Source organism: Paenibacillus gallinarum, from assembly GCF_014836635.1.
Classification (GTDB): domain Bacteria; phylum Bacillota; class Bacilli; order Paenibacillales; family Paenibacillaceae; genus Paenibacillus; species Paenibacillus gallinarum.
On the sequence record NZ_JACSQL010000007.1, the window covers coordinates 21,989 to 45,676 of the forward strand.

The 23,688-nt window shown below is 39.1% G+C and carries 20 protein-coding genes and 2 pseudogenes; 4 read left to right on the plus strand and 18 right to left on the minus strand.

Going from position 1 to position 23,688, the window contains the following annotated elements; translation table 11 throughout:
• Positions 1–35: 35 nt before the first annotated feature.
• A complete protein-coding gene (locus tag H9647_RS15225) occupies positions 36–602 on the minus strand; it encodes a DUF4256 domain-containing protein (protein WP_191801813.1) in 567 nt (188 codons plus the stop codon).
• 76 nt (positions 603–678) lie between these two features.
• Positions 679–1,110, minus strand: a complete 432-nt coding sequence (locus H9647_RS15230) for a hypothetical protein (RefSeq protein ID WP_191801433.1) — start codon at positions 1,108–1,110, stop codon at positions 679–681.
• 461 nt (positions 1,111–1,571) lie between these two features.
• Between H9647_RS15230 and H9647_RS15235 the strand changes: the two genes are divergently transcribed.
• A complete protein-coding gene (locus H9647_RS15235; protein WP_191801435.1) occupies positions 1,572–1,904 on the plus strand; it encodes a hypothetical protein in 333 nt (110 codons plus the stop codon).
• Between the two features lie 154 nt (positions 1,905–2,058).
• Here the strand turns inward: H9647_RS15235 and H9647_RS15240 are convergent, their stop codons facing one another.
• From H9647_RS15240 to H9647_RS15250, 3 genes are all read right to left on the minus strand, one after another.
• Complete coding sequence (locus H9647_RS15240) at positions 2,059–3,129, minus strand: leucine-rich repeat domain-containing protein (protein WP_191801437.1); 1,071 nt, start codon at positions 3,127–3,129, stop codon at positions 2,059–2,061.
• A 189-nt stretch (positions 3,130–3,318) separates the two neighbouring features.
• Positions 3,319–4,299, minus strand: coding sequence for an aldo/keto reductase (locus tag H9647_RS15245; RefSeq protein ID WP_191801439.1), 981 nt, complete (start codon positions 4,297–4,299; stop codon positions 3,319–3,321).
• Positions 4,300–4,556: 257 nt separating this feature from the next.
• Positions 4,557–5,501, minus strand: a complete 945-nt coding sequence (locus tag H9647_RS15250; protein WP_191801441.1) for an AraC family transcriptional regulator — start codon at positions 5,499–5,501, stop codon at positions 4,557–4,559.
• Between the two features lie 319 nt (positions 5,502–5,820).
• Here H9647_RS15250 and H9647_RS15255 point away from each other — a divergent pair, with 319 nt between their 5' ends.
• Positions 5,821–6,672, plus strand: coding sequence for an aldo/keto reductase (locus H9647_RS15255; protein WP_191801442.1), 852 nt, complete (start codon positions 5,821–5,823; stop codon positions 6,670–6,672).
• Positions 6,673–7,031: 359 nt separating this feature from the next.
• On the opposite strand, the gene H9647_RS15260 is transcribed toward H9647_RS15255, so the two are convergent.
• The gene (locus H9647_RS15260; protein ID WP_191801444.1) at positions 7,032–8,171 is read right to left on the minus strand and encodes a 5-methyltetrahydropteroyltriglutamate--homocysteine S-methyltransferase; all 1,140 of its coding nucleotides are present in this window, start codon (positions 8,169–8,171) and stop codon (positions 7,032–7,034) included.
• A 270-nt stretch (positions 8,172–8,441) separates the two neighbouring features.
• Between H9647_RS15260 and H9647_RS15265 the strand changes: the two are divergent.
• Positions 8,442–9,032, plus strand: a pseudogene (locus tag H9647_RS15265) (undecaprenyl-diphosphate phosphatase); the annotation flags it as partial.
• A 180-nt stretch (positions 9,033–9,212) separates the two neighbouring features.
• On the opposite strand, the gene H9647_RS15270 reads toward H9647_RS15265, so the two are convergent.
• The 5 genes from H9647_RS15270 to H9647_RS15290 all read right to left on the minus strand — a co-directional run bounded on the left by H9647_RS15270 (position 9,213) and on the right by H9647_RS15290 (position 17,315).
• Positions 9,213–12,248, minus strand: a complete 3,036-nt coding sequence (locus H9647_RS15270) for a DEAD/DEAH box helicase (protein ID WP_191801448.1) — start codon at positions 12,246–12,248, stop codon at positions 9,213–9,215.
• A gap of 222 nt (positions 12,249–12,470) precedes the next feature.
• A complete protein-coding gene (locus H9647_RS15275) occupies positions 12,471–13,556 on the minus strand; it encodes a 5-methyltetrahydropteroyltriglutamate--homocysteine S-methyltransferase (protein ID WP_191801450.1) in 1,086 nt (361 codons plus the stop codon).
• A 155-nt stretch (positions 13,557–13,711) separates the two neighbouring features.
• Positions 13,712–14,584, minus strand: coding sequence for a tetratricopeptide repeat protein (locus H9647_RS15280; RefSeq protein WP_191801452.1), 873 nt, complete (start codon positions 14,582–14,584; stop codon positions 13,712–13,714).
• Positions 14,585–14,606: 22 nt separating this feature from the next.
• Positions 14,607–15,566, minus strand: a complete 960-nt coding sequence (locus H9647_RS15285; protein WP_191801454.1) for an ATP-binding protein — start codon at positions 15,564–15,566, stop codon at positions 14,607–14,609.
• Positions 15,567–16,163: 597 nt separating this feature from the next.
• Positions 16,164–17,315 carry an iron-containing alcohol dehydrogenase gene (locus H9647_RS15290; protein ID WP_191801456.1) on the minus strand — a complete coding sequence of 384 codons (1,152 nt, stop codon included), beginning with the start codon at positions 17,313–17,315 and terminating at the stop codon, positions 16,164–16,166.
• Positions 17,316–17,841: 526 nt separating this feature from the next.
• Here H9647_RS15290 and H9647_RS15295 point away from each other — a divergent pair.
• Entirely contained in the window at positions 17,842–18,060 is a 219-nt protein-coding gene (locus H9647_RS15295; RefSeq protein ID WP_191801458.1) for a hypothetical protein, read from the plus strand.
• Between the two features lie 246 nt (positions 18,061–18,306).
• Here the strand turns inward: H9647_RS15295 and H9647_RS15300 are convergent, their stop codons facing one another.
• From H9647_RS15300 to H9647_RS15325, 7 genes and pseudogenes are all read right to left on the minus strand, one after another.
• Entirely contained in the window at positions 18,307–19,179 is an 873-nt protein-coding gene (locus tag H9647_RS15300; protein ID WP_191801460.1) for a YitT family protein, read from the minus strand.
• Positions 19,180–19,276: 97 nt separating this feature from the next.
• Positions 19,277–19,402: a hypothetical protein gene (locus tag H9647_RS26025; protein ID WP_263621323.1), complete on the minus strand. Its 126-nt coding sequence runs from the start codon at positions 19,400–19,402 to the stop codon at positions 19,277–19,279.
• Between the two features lie 55 nt (positions 19,403–19,457).
• Positions 19,458–20,315: a P-loop NTPase family protein gene (locus tag H9647_RS15305; protein ID WP_191801462.1), complete on the minus strand. Its 858-nt coding sequence runs from the start codon at positions 20,313–20,315 to the stop codon at positions 19,458–19,460.
• A gap of 30 nt (positions 20,316–20,345) precedes the next feature.
• Positions 20,346–20,906: a DUF6434 domain-containing protein gene (locus tag H9647_RS15310; protein WP_191801464.1), complete on the minus strand. Its 561-nt coding sequence runs from the start codon at positions 20,904–20,906 to the stop codon at positions 20,346–20,348.
• Positions 20,907–21,135: 229 nt separating this feature from the next.
• Positions 21,136–21,489 carry a DUF3221 domain-containing protein gene (locus H9647_RS15315; protein WP_191801465.1) on the minus strand — a complete coding sequence of 118 codons (354 nt, stop codon included), beginning with the start codon at positions 21,487–21,489 and terminating at the stop codon, positions 21,136–21,138.
• 105 nt (positions 21,490–21,594) lie between these two features.
• Entirely contained in the window at positions 21,595–22,758 is a 1,164-nt protein-coding gene (locus tag H9647_RS15320; protein ID WP_191801467.1) for an aminotransferase class I/II-fold pyridoxal phosphate-dependent enzyme, read from the minus strand.
• Positions 22,748–23,685: pseudogene (locus H9647_RS15325) on the minus strand (D-alanine--D-alanine ligase). The gene H9647_RS15320 and the pseudogene H9647_RS15325 overlap by 11 nt, the downstream one beginning before the upstream one ends.
• Positions 23,686–23,688: the final 3 nt, after the last annotated feature.

A 23,688-nucleotide genomic window follows, 5' to 3' on the forward strand; every position in this document is an offset into this window, starting at 1 on the left:
TTCATCTTAACAACCTTAGAAAATAACAACCAAATTCAGACTCTTAATAAGCCACGAAAACCTCTGACACCATAATAAGAATCTGCACCATTGTGGTACACAAAAACAGTGTCGTAGCGACGATCACAAAAGATGGCACCGCCGAGTTGTCTAATATGATCAGGTGTTTTCACCCAGCTCGATGTCTTCGTATCAAATTTCCCAAGTCTCTGCAGCTCCCGGTATTGCTCTTCTGTCAGAATCTCAATCCCCATGTCAACTGCCATATCCATAGCACTATTCTGCGGTTTGTGTTGTTTCCTTGATTCCAACGCGGCCCGATCGTAACACACACTTCTGCGGCCTTTAGGGCTTTCTGCCGAACAATCACAAAAAACATATTCACCCGTCTCTTTATCATAAAAAGTAACATCAGGTTCGCCGCCGGTTCTTTCCATTTCAAAAAGTGACCACAGTTTTACTGCATTCTGTTCTAGTTTTGCTTCTACCGCAGCCCATTCAAGTCCTTCATGGCGATTCATGTTTTTCTCAAAACGAGCTTTTAATGTTCCGAGTATTTCGTCACGTTGTTCTGGTGACAACTCTTTATTTTCGTTGTTCATACTGAACCTCCCCATAATATGTTTAGATCTATATAAAAGCATCATCACTTTCATTTCTCGCTTAGAACATATGTAATTATTCGGTTAATTTCCGACTGTTTTCGCCAGTAATAATTTTATAATCGACCAAATAATAATTAGCCCCGGCAGTATCGTTCTTAAAGTATAGTTCGACGTTGTCCTCTTTGGGTCCTACTCTACATAAGCTTATAGTTAGCTCGAAGTATTTCCCACCATTCATTGCATCTACATTTATGCTTCTTTTTTCACTCTGATCTCTCATTGCTTCGGGCTGCTGAATATTTGATATCTCTGTACATCCAATCATAACATATTCTGTTTTATAAATACTTTTGAGTGCTCCAGTTATATTTAAATGAAGCTGTTGCAATAAAGCTTCCTCAAGCTGCTTTTCCCTAACATCTGGATTTGAAGCAAACGAAAGAGTTGGAATACTGAAAAAAGCACTCATTAAGATGACAAGGACCACACATTGCTTTAAGTTCAAATGAAACATCCTTTTTTAATATACGGTGCTTCATTTATATGGAATTTATACAATTCTTGCGTTTATTTCTCACACTATTCGGAAAGTTAACATACCAAAAAGCAACTGATCGCACTGACCAGTTGCTTTGTTTATATTCTAATCCTCTCAGCGGAATCGTCCCTCTACGGTGATTCGAGTGGTGACGGAGCCCAAAACACTCTACCCCTTATATGTAAAAAAATATTTAAAAATTTATACATTTGGCTCTATAATTGATATATACTATTTATACGAAAGAAGCAATGTCGGTACTTTTTGCTATAAGAATTTCATTCTACTTCGAAGACAGGTGAACCAAACTGAACATAGAATTATTTAATCAGGCTGTAACTGAGCTGCTGAAACGCTCAGGTAGCCGTGCGCTTGTCCAGATTGAATCCACTTTCCCGGACAATCGCCTCGTTGGTGGCAAATACCACATGAATAGCCATACCGTGTATCTATATCAAAAAGAAATTATGGAGCAATGCAGAATGTTATTCGGCTCACTCGCTCCCTTACATTCATATATTTCTGTCATTCTAGCTCATGAATTGGGTCATGCTGAGGATGCAGAATTGGAACATCTATCAGGTCTTCTTGATGGGCCTCTCACTGTCTCTGAACAAGCCGAAATCCGGCTGCGCATTGAAGAGAATGCTTGGCGTTATGCGGAATCACTACTATGGGACATAGATCCCGTTTTCTTGCATACCATCATTGACGAATCCCTATACAGTTACCATCAAGCTATTGAACCACATATCGCCTAACGTTATCCATGATACAGCCTTATAAATACAAGGTCAGTCTTCCCTTTTTCATAGGTGAGGTCTGGCCTTGTTTTTCTTTGCTGCACTTCATGATTAGACATTGAATATAACATCTATATCTTTATTACCCTCTCTTCGGGCTGTCAAACATACTTTAATCCTTTTCATATTCAGTCAAAGCAAGACTTTCGAAGATTGAATTCCTTGAAACATTTACATACTCTAGCTGCTTCATCCGTTGAAGAAAAGCAGGTTTCTGATCTATCATACAATTTTCTATGTTTAGAGACCTGAGACGCTTAAGTTTTTCTAACTCAATTGGTAGTTCTTGGATCGAAGTGTAATTGATCGTTAGCTGCTCCAACTGCTCAAGTTCTCCAATCTCGGGAGGAATACGATTTAAACTGATCTCTTCCTTTGATTTCGTCCGCCAAGTGGAATCCGGTCTATCTGAACTAGCACAATTGATTTGAAGCTCTTTTAGGTTCTTTAACTTGGAAATGGATCCGGGAATGCTTTCAAGGTCTGCTGTCATGATCCTCAAACTTTCTAACTTACTTAACTCGAACAATGCTTGAGGTAACCGATAAAGATCTTGTTCAAATATTTCTAACCATCGTATCTCTGTAAGTTCGCGGATTCGATCTGGTAGTTTGTTCAGTCTATATCCACTTATATATAGCCGATCCGTTTTTTGCTTAATAGCATCATCCAGCAGACGATTGAAGTCGCGGTGAGCCTCTATTTCTATGAAAAGTCCTGTAATTTGATCCATCAGCTCGATCGCTTCGTTCTCTGTCACATTTATCCCGTACATACCCTCATGCACAACGGAATAAAGATAGTCTTCGCCATCTTTTTTTAAGAAGCACAAGTCTTCTAGTAAATTAGGGAAAATCCAATCCGATAGGCTTCCTGCAAATTGCTTTAATAGAAGACCACTTTCTTCACAGGATTTATAAAAATAGTAGGTTCCCGAACAATAAAAGGCATGACTGCGATATGCTTCTCTTATTTGTATGACTTCCTCCATATTGTTGTTTTTGATCACAATTGTTTTGATTAAATAAGGTTTCAATTCTTCCAGTACACTTTGATACTTTTGATTCTCACTAGGCAAATCCCCCATTTTGTAACCCAGCACAAAACATTCCGAATTCTGTATCGCTACATCTATAACTTGTTTATAAGCTTCACCTTTAGGGTCTGTATACATTCTTAACATACTAGTTCTCCCCCTATAAAATACATATTATTCCTATTATAGATTAGCATCTCTTTCTCTCCAACTAAATATGAAAACGACACGAAAACAACGAAAATCCATCCATCTCATTTATGAGATGAATGGGTTTTAGGAATCCGTCTACGTTTCGTCATAACAATTTAATAGTCTTACTTATATATCAAGCAATTAATTGTGACCTACTATTGGGTGCGGTACATATGGCTCTTCAAGGAACGAAATTTCTTCAGGTGTTAATGTAACCGATAGAGCTTCTATCGCGACTTCAAGGTGAGATATCTTCGTCGCTCCGATAATAGGAGAAGTTACACCCTCTTTCTGCAGCAGCCAAGCAAGAGCGATCTGAGTACGGGGAACACCAAGTTTTTCTGCGATAGATGCAACACGCTCTACTACGATCCGATCCGCATCCATAGTTCCATCGTACTTAGACTTTTGAATTTCGTCAGTTTCGGAGCGAAGCGTAGTTTCTGACCAATCACGTGTCAATCTCCCGGATGCGAGCGGGCTATATGGAGTCACCCCGATTTTTTCTTCCTTACATAGAGGCAGCATCTCCCTCTCTTCTTCACGGTAAATAAGATTTAGATGATTTTGCATAGACACAAATTTCGTCCATCCATTCTTTTCCGCTACATGTAATGCCTTTTGGAACTGCCATGCAAACATCGCAGAAGCACCAATATATCTTGCCTTGCCTGCTTTTACGATATCGTGCAATGCTTCCATCGTTTCTTCAATGGGTGTATTGTAATTCCATCGGTGGATGATATACAGATCTACATAATCCGTTCCCAGTCTCTTAAGACTTTTATCTATTTCACTCATGATTGCCTTTCGAGAAAGCCCAGCACCATTTGGACCTTCATGCATACGGCCCCAAACCTTGGTTGCGAGGACAATTTCATCGCGATTTGCGTAATCTTTGAGGGCTCGACCTAGGAATTCTTCACTTTTCCCTATTGAGTACCAATTTGCTGTATCGAAAAAATTAATACCTTTATCCAAGGCTTTTTTTATAATCGTTCGAGAATCTGCCTCATTAAGCACCCATGGATGAACCCAATGCTTTGCATCACCAAAACCCATACATCCAAGACAAAGCTTAGATACATCTAAACCTGTGTTTCCAAGTTTCATATATTCCATTAGAATTCTCCTCTCTTTCGTTTGTTTTCAATCCGTATTATCTATCTCTCCCTTATTATGCAATAAATGGATGGATAAGTGTTATCCTATTTGTCTCAGTTCATTGCCCGATCCTCTCTGCAATATAGGATAGCGTCTATCGGCGATTGAGTTATCTTATGTATTGTTCGGTAACGAAAAACGGTAGCTGGAATAAGAGCAGCTACCGTTTTTATTATGATGAGTTTTCTCTGATCAATAGTTTTTCACTTTTCACGCTAGGATGTTCCAATAAGGTTTTGATCTGTATCCGCTTCTATTGGCTCAAATTTTTCCTTTAGTCGCTTTATGTCCGCCTTGGGAGGAAAGCCGAACATCCGAGAATATTCACGGCTAAACTGAGATGCACTTTCATAACCAACCCGATATGCGATCTCAGTAGCATCCCCTGACTCCATTAATAAAAGACTCCGGGCTTCTTGTAACCGAAGGTGTTTTTGAAATTGAAGCGGGCTCATATTAGTGATTTCCTTAAAATGTCTATGGAACGAAGAAGTGCTCATATTAGCGACTGCTGCAAGCTCTTCAATTCGTAAAGGTTGATCATAATGCTGGATAATTTGATCAATTGCTCCTCTGATACGATAAGTGTTACTTCCTTCCATTGCAATTTGTGCAAGCGCCCGCCCATATTGCCCCTGAAGGAGACGATAAATGATCTCTTTCTTATGAATAGGTGCAAGAAACGGGATGTCCCCAGGAGAATCGAGCAATTGAACTAAACGGAGCACGGCATCCAATATCGATAATTCAATCTGACCAACGAACATGGCTCTTGAAGCATTGTCCTTTGTATTGGTGTGAATTTTAGCGTCTTTCAACACCTCTAAAATTTCATTTTGATTAATCTCAAGTTTTAAACTTAAATACGGAACTTCAGGTGAAGCCTTTATTACCTGCCCAATTACCGGAAGATCCATAGAGGTTATCAGGTAATTCGACGGGCCATATTCCAGGCGCTCCTCAGCTAGGTAGATTTCTTTTAACCCTTGAGTAACAAAACAAAAGGAAGGATTAAATACTCTGTAGGCTGGCTCAAGCATCTTATCCGAACGAATAAGGTATAAAGAAGGAATCATCGTCTTTGATACTCCTGATTGTTTGCAATGGCGGTTAATCAGTCTTGTAATGTTTTTTTGTCTGATTTCTATTTCTTCAACCATTGGCCCCTCCTTAATGAGTGTTTTATATGATTATACGCATTCGTTTGTTGAAATGAAATCGTCTTGAGAGGATTAGGCAATGATTTGAGACGAATTAGATATCGGTTCTTTGTTCAGGGATGCATAATATAGACGTGCCCCAAAGGTATGACTATTAATAATAAGCGAGTTTTTTGGAATTAAAAGGAGCTTACATTAACTGCACTTTTCACAACTTATATCCGCTAGTCGTATGGCATGAGGGATAACTCTTTTATCGGGTAATAAATAAGATCAAATCTTATTTATAAATAACATTCAAAAACCAGGAGGATTTTACATGCAAAAAGTAACTTTAAATAACGGTGTTGAGATGCCGATACTTGGATTTGGTGTTTTTCAAATTGCAGATCCAAAAGAATGTGAACAAAGCGTTTATGATGCGATTACGGCAGGATATCGGCTGATTGATACCGCTGCCTCTTATGGAAATGAGGAATCCGTAGGCAGAGCGATTAAACGTAGTGGTGTGGCAAGAGAAGACTTATTTATAACGACGAAACTTTGGGTCCAGGACACTGGTTATGAGCGTACAAAAAAAGCATTTGAAAAATCACTGGAAAGATTGCAATTGGATTATTTGGATTTATATTTGATTCATCAGCCTTTTGGCGATGTTTATGGTTCTTGGCGTGCGATGGAGGAATTGTACCGTGAAGGAAAGGTCCGTGCAATTGGCGTTAGTAACTTCCAGCCTGATCGTCTAATCGATTTGATTATTCATAATGATGTAAGTCCTGCTGTAAACCAGGTCGAAACACATCCCTTCAACCAGCAAATGGAAAGTGCTAAATTCATGAAAGAAAACAATGTTCAGATCCAGTCCTGGGGTCCTTTTGCCGAAGGAAAAAACAACTTGTTCCAAAATGAGATATTGCTATCCATAGCTGAGAAGTATAATAAATCCGTTGCGCAGGTAGTTTTGCGTTGGTTGACACAAAGAGAAATTGTTGTGATTCCAAAATCAGTACACAAAGAAAGAATTGTTGAAAACTTCAATATCTTTGATTTCGAATTAAACCAAGAAGATATGGAGTTAATTACTACCTTAGATACGAAACAAAGTTTATTCTTCTCACATAACGACCCTGAAATGGTAAAATGGATTGGTACTCGTAAGCTTGATATCTAACAATATCTATTTCAAAACTAAGTAATGATCATCAACGTGAACAAGCTCTTACTCTCAGTTTGGGAGAAGAGCTTGTTTAATAGTTTAAGGGGGAAAACACTTAATGAGTGCGGATTTGTTAAAGAAGGTTACTTACGATGTGCTTGGGAAAATGATGATGGCAGTGTTTCCGACTCCATATGCTATGCAATAATTAGAGACGATTGGGAAAGTAATACATTAACATCTATTAAACTAAATGACTTACCTTTCTAAATACTACGCTCTTTAGCAACGATTAACGCAATCTATACAAAAAAAGCTCTATAGCCGTAAGGATCATTATCCATTCGGCCATAGAGCTTTAATCTAACTTATAATTAATTCCAGATCTCGTCAGCAATTTCTTTAATATATGCTAGCTTGCGCCATTGTTGCTCTTCTGTCAGGTGATTGCCTTCTTCCGTAGAAGCAAAACCGCATTGCGGGCTTAGGCATATCCGGTTTAAATCGACGTGCTGCTTCGCTTCTTCGATCCGCTTCAGAATATCTTCCTTGCTTTCAAGCTCGCCAAATTTGGAAGAAAACAGGCCCAACACGACCAGCTGATTGTCTTTCAGAAAACGTAATGGTTTGAAATCTCCTGCTCGCTCCGTATCAAACTCCAGATAATAGCCAGTATAGTTATTGATGTTTAGAAGCGTTTTCGCGATAGGCTCATATCCACCACCTACTCCTGCATAAGTAGAAACATAATTACCGCGGCATACATGTGTTGTTACAACGAGATCATCCGGAAGTCCTGAAACAACTTCCTCGTTCAATTTTGCAAATTCCTTTGCATATTCAGCTACATCTACGCCTATTTGCTTCATGATTTCCATGAACTGTTCGTCGCAAAGCGCTCCCCACGTACAATCGTCGATTTGAATACTGCGGCAACCCGCTGCATAAAAGGCAAGAATCGACGCTTTGTACGCTTTGGCAATATCTGAAATAAGTTCTTCACGATTGGGATAAATCAACTTCGTGCTTTCCTTATTTTCTGCCCGATCCAGCTCGAACAGGAATTGAGCAGCCGCTGGAATCGCTTGACGTGCAACGACATCCTCACCTGCAACTTCTTTTAAATATGTATAATCCGAAACGAATGGATGACTGCTGTAACTTATTTTCCCGGACAGTCGGGCAGTTTCAGGTCTAGACTCCGCACCGGTAAATTGATACCCTTGATCGATGATTGTCCGCTCTACACCGTCGAACCCCCAGAAGAAATCTAGATGCCACCATGAACGGCGGAATTCGCCATCCGTTACCGCTTGAAGACCAACCTCTTTTTGTTTCTGAACGAGTTTAACGATTTCGTCGTCCTCTACTTCTCTCAATTGCTCGGCGTTAATATCGCCGTTCTTGAACTTTAATCTAGCCTCTTTCAATGCAGGAGGGCGTAGAAAGCTACCAACGATATCATATCTAAATGGAGTAACAGTTCGTTTTTTAGGTTCGGTTTGAGTGCTCATAGATTATCTCCTCGTAAAATAAATTGTAAATTCAATATAGCACATCTCACTGAATGTACTGATCTACCAATAAGCTATGACAGGTTATAGTTTTTAGCTATAGCTAGATTTTTAAGATGATACATTCCGAATATCTTAATAATGAAAAACACCCGTTTTCCCCTTACATAAATGTAATTATATTGTAAGTAAGCTAAATAGTTTAACTGCATATTTGATAACTATAATGGAGCAAATATAACATGATGAGGATGGAGGAGAATGAGAGAAATGGACATAGTTATCGGGATCATCATGGGGATTGTAGAAGGATTAACTGAATTTGCTCCGGTTTCTTCAACAGGACATTTAATATTAGCTGGTCATCTTTTAGGCTTTGAAGGAAATCGAGCTTCCACATTTGAAATCGTGATCCAACTGGGGTCTATTTTAGCTGTCGTTGTTATCATGCGAAAAAAACTGCTCTCACTAGTCAGAATGAATCGAAATGTCTCTGCTTCAGATAATAAATTTGGATTCTTGCATATTATGATAGGCATGATTCCCTTTGGTATTGGCGGCTTGTTATTCTATGACTTCATAAAAGAAGTATTATTCTCACCCGAGACGGTAATTGTTACACTGGTTCTTGGAGGAATACTCATGATTCTAGCAGAAAGATTCAAGCCTACGCCTACGGCTGAGTCACTAGAGGCAATAAGCTATAAGCAGGCTTTGTTCGTAGGATTATTTCAGTGTCTTGCTTTAATTCCTGGTTTCTCCCGATCCGGAGCTACGCTTTCTGGAGGTATAATCTCTGGGATGAGTCATAAGACCGCTTCCGAATTCACTTTTATTATGGCAATTCCTATTATTTTGGCTTTCGATTTCAGATGTAGCTCCTCAGATGGTCAATAACCAAGTAATGATGCTTATAAATGTCATATCAAAGGCGTTAGGTGCGATCGACTATAAAATTGTTGATCAATTCATCATAGAAAAGAACCATTTAACAAACGAGTTAAACGGTTCTTCTCTATTTTGACTATTATATAAATCAACTTAAATTCTACTACCACTTTTGACTTCATCTACGTTTTCTACAATAGAAGAATAGTAAAGTTTCTTAGAAAATCGTTGATAATCACCAATTACATAGAACTCTTTTTTGGCGCGTGTCACAGCTACATTTAGTAGATTAGGCTTGGAACATGACCAGTTTGCTGCTCCATCTCCATTTTCGTCGGTTCCCGTTACTAAATAAACAATATCTGCTTCTTTTCCTTGAAATGTATGGACAGTACCTATAGAATTCCTCAACCAATCATTTAATATTTCTGTAGAAATCCCAAATTTCTTTAATCTTGCTTTTAGAATTTTTTTAATGCCATCCTTAACTGCCGTAAACGGAGAAATTATATATACATTGGGAGGAGCATTGTTTTTCTTCCATAGTTCAATAATATGGTCTGCAGCCAATTCTCCTTGTTCTTCCACAAATTGACGATTTTTAGCCGATCCTTTACAGTCATACCAGATACTCTTGCCTCGCCCCTCTTTACCCAATACCATTTTGTTATCATAAGCTATTTCGTTCGCAACAGTGAACATAGGATTTAAGCATCTTCTATGAACCCATAAGGGTATGCCAATCCATTGACCATAACCGTTCGTCATTCCATATCGATTGGCTGTATCTGCTATGGTTTGAACGGAGGTTCCCATTCCAATATATCTATCATTTACATTAAAATATTTCTTAATATCCCCTAAAATGGTTTGATCTAATGTGATAACTGGCTCAATTTGAATTGGGTCACCTACTACTACCACATTTTTAGATCTCCATATTGCACCCGCAGATTGTTGTGGACTAGCTTGTCCTGCCTCATCTATAAATAAATACTGAATAAAATCCTTTTCTATTCCTTTATACATCGAACTAAAACTTGCAAAAGTTGTACTTACCAACGGAGTAATTAAATGAACCGTTTGCCACATATTCTTCAAGTATTCTCTATGTTCCATATCGTTAAGATCTAGATTTGCACGATTGATCAATAAGCGTAAAGTTGATTTAATGGCATCAAAATTGAAGGCCAACATCATTTTATGGATTTTCATAGCCTTTAAAAACAGTAATCCTCTTTCGAAATTCAGTTCATCTGTAAGCCAAATCGTATTTAATTGCCGAAACTCGTATGCCTGTTGTGTGTCCGACCAATAATCTTCATCTGGTAATATTAGCCCCTGCATTTTATAATCTTCCAGATGTTTTGTAAAAGCAGATTCCCTTTCTTTGAGTTCCTCTATCATCTTTTTAGATTTTTCAACCTCTGTCTTTTTTATATAAAACTTATCCCCTTCGTCTTTCAACTGAGTGATAATATCGTAGAGTTCATTTTCCAATTCTATTTTTTTAATATTTTTTTTACCTAAGACCTTTTGTAAGAGAGAAAGTTTTGGTAGGGATCGAATTTGTTGTTCGGTGAGTTGCTTTTGCTGTTCTAAATGAGACTTCCCGTTCCCTAGATCCATTAGTTCTTGATTAAGTTCAGGTAATTGCTCCTCTAACTCTCTCAATAGGACAATAGAAGATTTTATGCTCTTATATTCGTCGTGATATTTCTGGAGACTCTCCTTTTTTTTCTTAACCGAGTTAAGCGTATCTTCAAATTCTTTTACAGCATTCTCCCAATCCTTTGTGTTTACTTGTTTACTATCTTGTTCCAGTTGTTGAAGAAAAGAAGTTCCATCCTCTTTCTTCCTAAACAAACTCCAAGCATACGTTGATATATTATCTGATTTACCAAGAGCTCCTGAAAATAATCCCCATGCCTCATCATTACTACCTAACAGATCCATTGCCGCAACTTTATACATCGATAAATCCTGCGCCTCTACAGCGTACGACTCTTCATAATGATTAAACTTACTTTTACCCGAAGAACGTATAACTTCATCTCGTTTAGGTAAATCCTTAGAGATATTTTCAACTGCTCCATTATTACTCGAAGCAACTACCATAGAGTACTCCTTAATGCTTGAATCCAATAAATAGATGGGATAAAATTGGCTATTCAAATTAATTGTTTTTACTTTTGTAAAAGCTTGGGTTGGGGTATCCAATTGCACTATTTTTTCAGCTCTTTGAACTACAATGTCAGCAAAGATGTCTTTTAATAATGTGGTCTTTCCTGTGCCAGGTGGTCCATTAACAGAACTGATTTTTTGATTACTATTTATAATTTGATTTACAGCAACTTGCTGCATTAAAGATAGTCTATGCTCTACTGGAGATGGCCACCTACCATCCGGTAAATGAATAGGCTGTAAAACATCTTCAATATATTCCTGATTTTCATTTATATCTAAGCGCTTTTCAATTGCTACTCCTTCTACAAACTGACTGAGCGCTTCGTTTTCTCCTTTCTTTAAAATGAGTTCCAAGTCACTTATATAGAAGCTATTAAAATTCTTTTGTTTAGAAATTTGACCAGCTCTCATCACTTCAATCTCTAAATAATGTAATGAATTATCATCTAATCTATGAAAAAATTGTTGGTATTCTTGTTGAATTAAGAGTAAGGATTCCTTTGTTACTCCATTAATAAAAATGGTTTGTGCTTGTTCTTCAAATAATTTCAATTTACTTTGAAAAGGAGTTAACAGATCCTCATATTTCACCTCTGAAGCTTTCGCCAAAAATTGTATTACATACATCAAAAAAGGAACGAATATTGACTCTTTTATATAATTACCTTGATCATCAACCAAAAAAGAAAAACTAAATAATGTTTTATTTTCCTTATTAACAATCTCATCCTGATTCATAAAAGCTTCACGTATAAAGCTGACAAGTTTATGATGCTCAAAACAAGCAAAGTAATAGCGGAATTGAACCTGAAATTTATCATTTTCCTTTACTATGTCGTTCTTCCACGGAGTTTCATTAAGATCAATCAAACGTGTGCGGTTCCGATTTTTATTGTCTGTGAAATAACTTCCTTTCACCGTTTCTCCCTTACCGGGCACTTCACTTGGGACCAACGCTTCAACTAAGTGCCAAGTCTTTAAAACCCGTTTGGTAATCTCCATCTTTTCACTCCTCTAGTATTCAGTTACATAATATTATAATAAAATTTGGGAAAATAGGTTATAAATCAATGAAATGAAATTAGGAGTCTAGGGATGAAACTAGGGAGCATATAAAAAAAGGGAGCGAAATCGCTCCCTTTACTTAGGTCAAATCATCTAACCTATATAATATTAAATAGCTTCATCTCAATCTAGGAATAGCTTAAAATGCATAGAATTAAATTACTTCCAAACCTCATCTGCGATTTCTTTAACAAAACGAAGTTTACGCCATTGTTGTTCTTCACTTAGAATATTGCCTTCCTCCGTAGATGAAAATCCGCATTGCGGACTTAAACATAGCTGTTCAAGCGGTACATAAGTTGCTGCTTCTGCTATGCGAGCTTTTACCTTTTCTTTATCTTCCAATTCACCTGATTTAGATGTTATTAATCCTAATACAATTTTTAGATTTTTGCGATTCACATATTTCAACGGTTCAAAACTTCCTGAACGCTCATCATCGAATTCCAGGAACAACCCATCCACATCTAAGCCGCCAAAAATCGTTTCAGAAGCATAATCATATCCGCCGCTAGCGAAAAAGTTAGATTTATAATTCCCACGACAAATGTGCATCGTGATCACTAAATCTTCTGGTTTATGGGCAATCGATTCATTAATCATGTACTGCATTACCTTCATTTCCTCGGCTGGATCTAAGCCTTTGGCACGCAGTTTGTTATGACCTTCTTCCGAGAATAAATCTGCCCAAGCGGTATCATCTAATTGTAAGTACCTACAACCCGCATCATAAAATGCTTGAATTGCTTTTTGGTAAGCTGCAATTGTATCTTTGAGGAATGTTTCTCGATTCTGATAAATCTCTTCATTATAATCAACCCGGTAGACTAGCATATTAGGACTTGGAATCGTTTGTTTTGCAACCGCATCCCCCGCATGATCATGAAGAAACCCGAAATGCTCTATGAATGGATGGGATGAAAAAACAATTTTACCGGTAATCCGGATGCCTTCCTTACGAGTCTCCATTTTATGAAAATTAAGCCCAGTCTCTTTTTCATAATATTCTACTCCATCAAGACCGCCCAAAAAATCAAAGTGCCACCAGCTTCTGCGGAATTCACCGTCAGTAATGCCCAATACACCATTTTGTTTTTGCTTATCAATAATGCGGATAATCTCTTCATTTTCTACGGATGTTAATTGTTCAAGTGGGATGATGCCGGATTTATATTGTTCACGTGCCTGTATTAGGTTTGTAGGACGCAGTAAGCTGCCTACATGATCATGATGAAATGGTATCATAGATGTCTCTCCTTGAATTTTGAAGTAACAAAAAGGATAGCATAATAAAATAGAAAGCATGTAATACCTAAAACCTATCACTTGCTATAGTTTTTAACTATAGCGACTTTTTCACTAGTAGAATCTTACACGTCAAGATCTTATTGGGTAAAAGGTTAGATTCCTCTTCGTCTCCAGCCAAATACTTTGACATGCACGATGGCTTTGGTTACCCAGTGCGAGAGTACATACAAGACTAGGAATAGAATCAATAACGGACGAAATAAGAACACGGCCACAACCCAGGTGAGCAATATCTGCCAAGTCTTCATTTTCCGCACAAATTTCCCTGGCCATAAAAACACTTTAAAGAGTACTTCGTTATGTTGAAGTGCCTCTAAAAATTCTTCCTGGTACAGCTTGCTGTCCGGATTTAAGCGAATTGCATTCCGCATATAAGTTTCCTTTAGCTTATACTCTCCACGCTCACCAGCCGCCCAGCCGAGATACAAAAAGACTTGAGACAATTCCGTATTATTTTTCAGGGCAAGTTTTTCTACCCTCGCAGAATCCTCATAGTTTTTGAGTAATGCTTCTGTATAGCTTAACAAAGCCAAATAGACCGGAGATTCCGGACGCAGTTCGAGCGCTTGTGAAAGGGCCGTCTTTGCTTGGTTTGGCCTGTCTATTTTGATATATAAATGCGCTTGTAAAAAATAATAATGAGGCTCGTAGGGATCAATCCGCAAGGCTTCCTGTATAGCTTCTTTGCACTCCCGATCTTGATTCGTATCGTAGTAAACGCCAACACGCACGAACCAAGCTAGTTCATGTTCTGGCTCTCGGGTAAGTGCTTGGTTCGACCAATACAGTGCTTTATCATATTCATCCATTAAAAGGTGAATTTGCGAAATCAACGCAAAAACATCCGGGTTCTCCGGCTCTTCGCTTAGAAGCTGCTCAGCTTCCTTTAGTGCTTCTTTGTACCGCCTCCATTCGATAAGCTGCTGCGCCTTCCTATAAGCGACGTTATCATGTACGTTCTCCACCTGCTCTGCCCCCCTGTTACGATTATGACTTCACACCATGCTTACTAATGTAATCCAGCACAATTTGATAATCGCGGTTCACATCACTGAACGTCGCATAATTCTTTGCTGTAGCAAACCAGTCCAGCGTTGTCGCCTTCCGTCCTTTAGCAGATCTCTTTAAATCGTCCTGAGTAATGGGCTGGATCTCACCCTTCTCAAAAGTACGCTCCATCGCAGATTCCACAGCATCCTTGACTAACTGCTCCAAATCAGCTCCCGAATAATGCTTCGTCTCTGCGGCAATTTTGTTCAGGTTCAGCGAACCCAGCGGCTTACCGGAAAGCTTCAGTTCTAGTATCGTTTGACGCTCATTCTCTTCAGGTGGCGGTACAAAAACAAGGTGGTTAAATCGGCCGGGACGTCTCAGAGCGGAATCAAGGTACCAAGGCGTGTTGGTAGCGCCGATGACAAACACGTGATCATTCTCCGCCTGCAGACCATCAAGTTCCAACAATAATTGGTTAACGAGCATGCGGTCATGATGCTGGCGCATTTGATGACGACTTCCTCCAAGGGCATCGATTTCATCAATGAAAATAACACATGGCTTGCTTTCTCGTGCTTTTTCGAATATATCGTGTAAGTTATGTTCGCTCTGGCCAGCATACATGGAAAGGATAGACTGAAGCTCAATATGCAAAAAGTTAGCATCGATCTCACCTGCCACCGCCCGCGCCAAGAACGTTTTTCCGCATCCAGGAGGACCGAATAAAAGAAGACTTCCTCCAGCTTGTTTGCCGTATGCAGCAAACACTTCCGGCTGTTGCAGCGGTAAGATGAAATTCATTCTGATTTTTTTCTTAACTTCTTCGAGACCACCGACATCAGCAAACGTCTCCTTTGGTTTCTCTGACTCAACAAGTGATTGATCCTCTTTGCTGAAATGAATCAGCTTTAAATTTTTGCGTCTTTGCTCTGCTAGTTCATCATGATCCGACATATCTGTTCTCTCCCCCTGCTATTTTTTTATTTAGTCTACCATATTTCCATAAATTGGGGGATGACTAAAGAAAAAAAACTACTCACTAGAGTAGCCTTTACGAACCGTCTCACCTTATGCTTCGCCTTATAAAACTCACGGTAAGCTTAATTGCCACTATTACAAAAAGCGTTGGCTACCAAGATACAGCACATTTTTGAGAGGTATTTCGCAAACTAATGGGGATAAGTCCCAGCGAATACCGAATATCAGCGTCTTTCTCAGTAACTTCCTAAAAATCAGATACAAGAAATTCGCCTGAGGTTATCTGGTACCCCCAGGCGAATTTTCTGATGATATATAGTCTAAGTACATAATTTCCGAACTGACTTGCATGAATACGCTTTCTGAAGACCGCTAATAATTTCATTAATCAAATAATTAATGTTTCAGAAGCAGGAGCTATCTTGCTCGGTGAATCCATTGCTGAAACGGTGAATCTCCACCAGCTTGAGACTCCCGTCCACGAGGGATCCGAGTACAAGCCGCCCGCTGGAGGCGCCGATATCGAAGGCAATATAATTTTTTATAGAGAATCACCAATCTATGGAAGATGGATTACAGAATTTTCTTAAACAAGGCGATAACTTCTTCTTTGGTAGGAATGAATGGGTTGCCCGGTGCACAAGCATCTTTCATAGAGTTCTCAGCAAGCAAGTCTATGTCGACTTCTCCTACTCCAAGCTCAGAAAGTTTTGTCGGAATCCCTACTTCTTTGGACAATGTTTTGATAGATTCAATGACGAAAGTTGCACACTCTTTATCACTTTTCCCTTCAACCTGCAGTCCAATCGCCTTGGCGATTTTCCTGAACTTATCAGGTACATATTTAGCATTTTCTTCCTCAACAAATGGCAACAGCATCGCATTACAGACGCCGTGCGGTAGATCGTACACACCACCAAGTTGATGCGCCATTGCATGCACATAACCGAGTCCAGCATTGTTGAATGCTAGTCCTCCCAGGAAGATCGCATACACCATTTGTTCACGTGCTTCGATATCGTAACCATTCTTCACCGTACGTGCCAAGTTGGAAAAAATTAATTCTACAGCTGCCAGCGCCGTAGCATCTGTCACAGGATAAGCACCAGGAGTAACTAATGCTTCAACCGCATGGGTCAACGCATCCATCCCTGTCGCCGCCGTAAGACTCGCTGGTTTATCGACCATCAATTCGGGATCATTCACTGAGATAGTGGCCAGACTGTTTTTGTCTACCATAACCATCTTCACTTTTCGATCCTCATCCGTAATAACATAGTTAATCGTTACTTCAGCCGAGGTGCCAGCAGTTGTATTAACCGCAATGATTGGCAGCGACTTGTTTTTCGATTTATGTACTCCTTCATATTCCTTGATGTTACCACCATTCGTAGCAATGATACCAATGGCCTTAGCTGTATCTTGGGGTGAACCGCCACCGAGAGAAATTAGGTAATCACACCCATTTGTCTTCAGAAAATCTACGCCATCGTGCACATTTTTACAACTCGGATTTGGTTTGACCTCATCATACACTGCATATTGAACTTCCGCTTCATCCAGTACAGACAATAGCTTACCGGCAATGCCACTCTTAACCAAAAATTTGTCAGTAACCACTAGAGCCTTCTTTAATTTAAGATCTTGAATGTAAGGCCCGATCTCTGTAAGACATCCCCGCCCCATAATGTTAATTGACGGAACATAGTACACATGAGTACTCATTGTTCAATTGCCTCCCAATTAGTTTTATTGTAGAAATTCAAAGGCTAACGATTTACCTCCGCAAGATAATAATTAACAGAAAACAGGAATCAAAACTCTAGTAATTTTGTTCTTATGAAGGGAAGATTAATTGTGTTCATCGTATCCCTCGATTTCTTTGTTGTCAACAGTTCTAACATTATTAATGTTGTTTTTTTCTGTATTCATGTCTTTTTTACAACAAAATAAAGATAAATACATCAAATATATGTTTGTTAATGTTGAAAACAAATTTTGGGAAGGAGATGATTTATACATGCATCTGAAAGTCGTAGAATACAGTTGATCTTGTTTATGAGTAATATATTAATAGTGGTTAAAGAAACAATTCGAGGGGATTTAGAGAAGCTTGAGTACGAAAAATTACTAAATCGCACTTCGAGGAAGCTATATTAAAACAAGTAAATTAATGAATACCTCATTTTAACTCCACAAAAGTTGCGCAACAATCTATAAACAACAAAATGAATTTCTAGGCTGATTTCATATGGATTCTATCTATAAAAAACTGCAAAATATCAAGAACATGATGTATGACGTATTTTCCATCCATAATCTGGTCTTTCTTTTTTTAGTTTATCCTGAAAGTGCCCTTACTGATTATGAACGAAGAGATGATATGTTAACTGAACAGGAACGTCTAAATCCACTCAAAAACAGCAGTCTGCTAGTTTCTTCAGCACTTATGTGCCAAACGCCAACTTGAAAATCACTAATAATCTTGCTGAATCTATGACAGCCGAAGATTTCCGTTTTTTGAGGGATGCTTGATTCATCAAATTAAAGTTCGACTAAACTGTCCATTTCCGCAAGCGCTAGTCAAAAGCGTCAGTATTAGGGCTGTACAATATCGTTTTCAGTTTAATCATTATTCATTTTCCTGCTTTCATTAAAAGTAAGCAAAAAACGCGCTGGCGAGAAATTTTTCTCTACCAACGCGTTAATTTTAATATTAATGAATATTTTGTTTTTTGAAGCTTCCGCCCTTAACTTCAGCTACATCGTATACGACAATAAAGGCGTTAGGGTCAATTTCATGGATGATTTCTTTTATTTTACTTTCTTCCATACGGTTAATTACACAAGTGATTTCTTTAAATTGCTCATTAGAGTAACCACCGTAAGCTTCAGTATAAGTTGCTCCACGACCTAATCGGTCACGGATGGTTTCTACCATGATTTCCGGTTTTTTTGTAATAATTTTGAACGTTTTAGAGCCGCTAAGACCTTCCTCAACAATGTGAATTACCTTAGAAGCAATAAAGTATGCGAGTGCGGATAAAATGGCCCCTTGTAAACCAAATACAGTAGAAACAACAATAAAGACAAACATGTTTAAGAACAAGATTAAATCACTTGTACCGAAAGGTAATTTTCTGGATAACAGTACAGCTAGCATATCGATCCCATCGAGTGCCCCACCATTACGCAAAGCTAACCCCATACCAAAACCGATGATAATCCCGCCTACCACGGTAATTAACAAGGTATCCCCTTCAATAATCGTTGGTACATGGTGCATAAGACTAGTGCTTACTGCCAGCGTCGCAATACCGATAACCGAATAAACAGCAAAGCTTTTACCTATCTGCTTATATCCGAGCCACACAAAAGGAATGTTAATTATTCCAATTAACACCCCTAGTGGTAATCCAAACAACTGGGAACCCACGATACTTAGTCCGGTTACCCCACCGTCAGAGACGTTGTTAGGTATTAGTACTGCTTCTAAACCATATGCAGCTATGATAGCCCCAATCATAATCAATAATACTTTAGAGATTATTTTTGGTGTGTTTAGTTTTTGTTGTTTCTTTTGAATCATTAAATTTCCCCCTTGGATAATAACTGCTAGAAAACAGTCTATAATAATTTTCACCAATTTGGCAAATAGATCGGCATTAATATGAAAAGGAGTTCTTCTAACTCGGATGGTGCTCATATCCATTCTTTCTTTTCTCCAAATAAACATACATCCAGCGGGTAAGAATGATAACGATTTGATCAATCGACTTTAGAAATGGGATTTCTTTTGTTAACGACGACAAAAAGAGGCAACCGATCGATTTGGCCGGCTACCTTCTCGTATTTTATCAGGCTATATTATTTCTCATTAGCGTTAATATATTCGGAAAGAATTCCCTCTACACGTTGCTTATAATCGTTCATATTATAGGTGGAATTATCGACTTTTTGCTTTACTATATTTAGACGGTTAAATATATCTTCTTCCCATTCCCTTCTTGCCTTAAGAACCTGAAGAGTTCCTTCTAATCCATGGTAACCCTGTTTTTGTCCAAATCCTTGGTTTGTGTAATATTCGATAAACCCCTCTGACCATTCTTTAGGTCTCTCCTTTACTGCTTTTCGGAAAGAGTGATCAAGATCGCTTTGTTCTACGTAAATTAACAGTGGGTTTAATTTCTCTACAATAGTAGCAAGTTCTATAACATAACTGATAACGTCTTCTTTCTTAGCACCATATTTAATCATTCCCATCGTTACAGGGTTCTGTATAAAACAACATTCAAAAACATAGATGTCTGGTCCATTCAAAATACGCTCAGTAAACTGCCTCCATCTTTCTGTAATCAGTTTCCTATTTTGATCTAGCGACAATTCATAGATATCGTTTTTAAACATTGCCTGCACTAATTCATTTGGGATACTTGTCCCATATTCATTTATTATTTTTCGATATTCTAGGAAGTATTTGTTGCCTTGGATAGTAGTATGGTTATTAAATAATTCTCTAAACTTTTCATGGGTCTTTAATAGTTCATCGTATTCATACTGTGTATAACAAGCGACTCCATCATAGTCTGCCGGATGATCCAAGTTCCCTTCTAAAAATAACTGAGAGTTCATGTTCTTCTCCGTGAGTATTTCATGAACGAGTTGAGCGGTTGTTGATTTCCCGAACCCTGGTAATCCTTCAATTAAAATTAATTTCGGTATCATAATAAAGTTCCTCCGTTCATTACTCTTTTGTTATGTATATTTGTTGTTTCCGGGAAGTTTCTTGATTTGATTCCAGCTTTCAATCGCTTCTTCCCGACTTTTCCCTTGATTTAGCGGATCAGCAAAAAAGTCACGAATGAACTGATTATATTCAAATTGTGGCGCAATGTTTTTCTTATAAGAGGGGTCTTTCTTTCGTTCTTCTTCCTCATACCATGCACCTACAACATCACGATATGTTTTTCCAACATTGTTTTTAAAGTAGTCTTGGATATAGGTAGAGAAATGAAATTTAGGGATAATTGTCTTAAAAAATGCTCTTACATCTTGGCTACAACGATGGCTTTCCGGAATAATTGTATCAAGACTTAAACTTACGGGAGACTCCATTATCTTATTCACTCTTGGTTTTATAATTGGTTTTTTTATCTCTCCCGTTCGAAGAAATGTTTCAATCCTATCGGAAATTTCTATCTTTGAGCCTGAAGCACTTATCCTGTTTTCCCTGCAAAACATTTGAAGTTCTTTTTTCAACCAATAGAAATCTATAAAACTTTGAATGTTAATATCTTTTGTTAGATTAGGTCTCAATACAACACATCCTTAATTTCTATATATATCCATTCTAGAATGTTCGTTCCTTTTAATCAAAAGAAATATAGATATAAACAACAAACTTCAGAAAATATGTGGCTTAAATAAAAAACAGCGTCAGCCATGGACCGAAAGAAAGTCCAAGACTAATGCTGTATTATTGAATGCGTATATTAAGATCGTGAAGTAATTATTTATTTAATAACAAGAAGACTACTATTAATAATCAATTGATTATTTCTATTTTTATTGCTTTCCCTTGAATCGGGTTGCTTTCCTCATATTGTCCTGTAGTCCAGACCTTTACTTTGTCACCCACTTCTGCAACGTAATCTATTTTCGTTGTTGCAAGTGTATAGATTCTTTCTACCTTTTCATTGAGTCCGCTTTTGGACACAGTTATTGTTGTCTCATCCTTGTTTACTACGGTAGCTTGAAAATCTTCATTAGTATCCACTATTTCTTGAATTCCCTCGTTCCTAGTATCGTTTTTGTTGCCTCCATTTGTTTCAGTAACACAACCAATCAATACGAATGACATCAGAAATGTAATAGACAAGATACTTAATAAAGCTTTCATAGTCAGCCTCCATATGATTACGTTATATGAAGATGGACGCAGAGCATGATAACTTAGTTCCATCAAAATAAAATAGTCTTCTTTTTTAGTTCTCTATTCCTGCAATTATATTTTCACCTTCATGAAACTATCCATCCGCTCAAGCGCTTGCGTTAATTTGTCCGTGGATACCGAGTAAGAACAGCGGATATGACCTTCTCCCCCTGAGCCAAACACATGACCGGGAACAGTGGCGACACCCGATTCCTTCAATAACTGATAGGCAAACGTCTCCGAGTCAAGTCCTGTGTGAGCGATACTTGGAAAAGCATAAAACGCCCCTTCCGGTACATGGCAAGGTATTCCGATCGACCGAAATCCGTTCACCAGAAGTTCCCGGCGCTTCCGGTACGCTTCTCTCATCTCATTCATCGACTCAAGGCCATGACGCAAAGATTCGAGTGCAGCAATCTGTCCCAGCACCGGGGCACACATTGCCGTGTATTGATGGATCTTCAGCATGGCTGCAAGCAGATCACGGTGACCACAAGCATAGCCGATTCTCCAGCCCGTCATTGCGAATGCTTTAGAAAATCCGCTGAGTACGATGGTTCTCTCCAGCATTCCTGGCAGCGAAGCAATGCTGACATGCTTCGAGTCATAAGTCAGTTCGGCATAAACTTCATCTGAGATGACTAGCAGATTGTACTCCTTAACGATATCGGCAATCGGTTGCCAATCCTCTGCAGTCATGATCGCTCCCGTTGGGTTGTTCGGATAATTCAGCATCAGCAGCTTGGATCGTGGAGTAATCGCCTGTCGCAATGACTCAGCAGTTAGCTTGAAACCCTCTTCCGCTCTCGTTTCTACCTCCACCACTGTACCTCCGTTCAAAGAAACGATCGGTGAATAAGCGATATAACTGGGTGAAGGAAGAAGAATTTCATCGCCCGGAGCAGTGAACGCTCGCAGTGCCAGGTCCAGTGCTTCGCTACTGCCTACTGTGACAAGCACTTCGCTGGCAGGATCGTAGCGAAGGTGGAAGTTTTTTTGAAGATAGCCGGCAATTTCCTCTCTAAGTTCGGGCAAACCTGCGTTGGATGTATAACTCGTTGCTCCCTGGTTTAATGCCTCTATGCATGCTTTCCTAATGTGTTCTGGAGTAACAAAATCTGGTTCACCTATACCAAGTGAAATGACGTCTTGATTGCCGCTACTTAGTTCGAAGAAAGCACGTATTCCAGAAGGCGGGATGTTCCTTACCTTTGGGGTAATCCAATTACTTAACATGAACCGTCACCCCTTTGTTCTTGCTACGTTCTGTCAGAGAACAGCTGATAATCCGGTCGAGTAATGAGCTGAAAGATATTCCCGCTGCGGCAGCACTTTTGGGAAGAAGACTCGTCTTTGTCATTCCGGGCAGCGTATTCATCTCTAGTACATAAGGAACACCATCCGACAACAGGATATCGACCCGGGCATATACACTGCACTTTAATGCTTTGTAACAGGTCATTGCCGTCTTACGAACCAACTGATCCAGTTCATAAGGCAGGTTCACCACCACCTCTTCCGCTCCGCCATCGTCATATTTAGCACGGTAATCGAACCATTCCGAAGACGATGATGTGATTCCTACCACGGGCAGAAGTTCCCCATCCAGAATGGAGCAAGTGATTTCCTGACCCGTGATATATCGTTCAATCAAGATCGACTGATCCGGGTCACTTTCAAAAGCCCTCATCACCGCGCTATGCAGCTCCTGTTCGTCGTTCACTTTTTCCATCCCTATGCTGGAACCGCCTGTATTTGGCTTCACCATTACTGGGTATCCCAGCTGCTGAACGGCTTCCGCTGAGTAGTCTTCCACACTATTCCAACACAGCCAGCCCGGCGTGTTTACTCCTTCATAGCGGAGGATTTTTTTGGACAAATCCTTATTCATGCACAGACTGCTCGCCAGTACTCCGCTTCCTGTATACGGTATACCTAGTGTCTCCAGCATGCCCTGTATCGTCCCGTCCTCACCGTAAACCCCATGCAGAGCTAGACAATATCAAGTCCCTTTACCTTCTCCACAAGTTCCGCAGGCTTACTAAATACAACAGGAATCACCTCATACTTATTACGGTCCAGATGATTCATCATCTCTCTGCCCGTGTTCAGTGACACCTCCATTTCGGAAGAAATACCTCCCATAATTACGCCAACCTTCAACAT